This window comes from Bacillus hominis, assembly GCF_018332515.1.
In the GTDB taxonomy this organism is placed as follows: domain Bacteria; phylum Bacillota; class Bacilli; order Bacillales; family Bacillaceae_G; genus Bacillus_A; species Bacillus_A hominis.
Window position 1 is genome coordinate 1 of sequence record NZ_BOQD01000520.1, and the last position, 1092, is coordinate 1092.

Sequence of the window (1092 nt, forward strand, 5' to 3'; positions counted from 1 at the left end):
TAAACTTACCACTTTCTATCCTTAAATAGAAAGTGGTAAGTTTTTTGCATATTCATGAAGAAGGGTTTCATTATGATTACAGTGAATTTATAGAGAAGTGTAAGGCGTTATTCAAATTTATTTTAAGGAGAGAAATGAAGTGAATCTAGGTAATCCAATTGCAAAAGGGGATACAGCAGAAATCTATCTCTATGATAATAAGGTTGTAAAACTATTTAAAGATTACCTCCCAGATACAGAGTCTATGAATGAAGCAAAAAAACAAAAATATGCTTATTCATGCGGGCTGCCAGTTCCAAACGTATTTGAAGTGACAAAGATACAAAATAGACAGGCAATTATTATGGAACATGTAAAAGGGGGCAACATTGGTGATCTCCTGCTTAATAATTTAAATGAGGCAGAGCATTACATCAATATTTGTGTTAATGAACAAAAAAAGATTCATGCTATACGTGTGAATACAGATGAAATGGAGTTAATGAGGGAAAGGTTAGAGCGTCAAATTAAATCTGTACATAAATTGGATGAAAACAAAAAGAAAAACATATTACTAAAATTAGATTCTATTACATTTGATTTTAGGCTATGTCATGGAGATTTCCATCCATTTAATTTGATTTTGAGTAAGGAAGAGAAAGTGAAAATTATAGATTGGGTAGATGCAAGTTCAGGTGATATTCGTGCAGATGTATTTCGTACATACTTATTGTACGCACAGGCCTCAGTAGAATTAGCTGAAATGTATTTACATATATATCGCAGAAATACTGGCTTATCAAGAGATGAGATTTTTCAATGGGCTCCTATTATTATTGCAGCTAGATTTTCTGAGAAAGTATCTCCGCAAAACGTAGTATATTTAAATGGATTATTAGATCAGTATGTGTAATTAAAAAATAAATACAATCCAGTAAGCAAGTAATTATCCTTATATAGGATGTTGTTTAACTATATGTAGTTAAACAACATCCGTTTTATATATTGATATAGGCATGCTTATTTTCTATCTTCATTCTATAAAGATTCATTATCCGTACTTGTTCCTCAGTTAATTCTTCTTTATCCCAATACATATGCATTAAACTATAT

Annotated in this window: 1 protein-coding gene; it reads left to right on the forward strand. The window is 30.6% G+C overall.

The window, feature by feature from the left end; genetic code table 11:
• The first annotated feature begins 139 nt into the window (after positions 1 to 139).
• On the forward strand, positions 140 to 892 hold the full coding sequence (locus tag KI356_RS27070; protein WP_212936990.1) for an aminoglycoside phosphotransferase family protein: 753 nt from the start codon (positions 140 to 142) through the stop codon (positions 890 to 892).
• Positions 893 to 1092 lie beyond the last annotated feature (200 nt).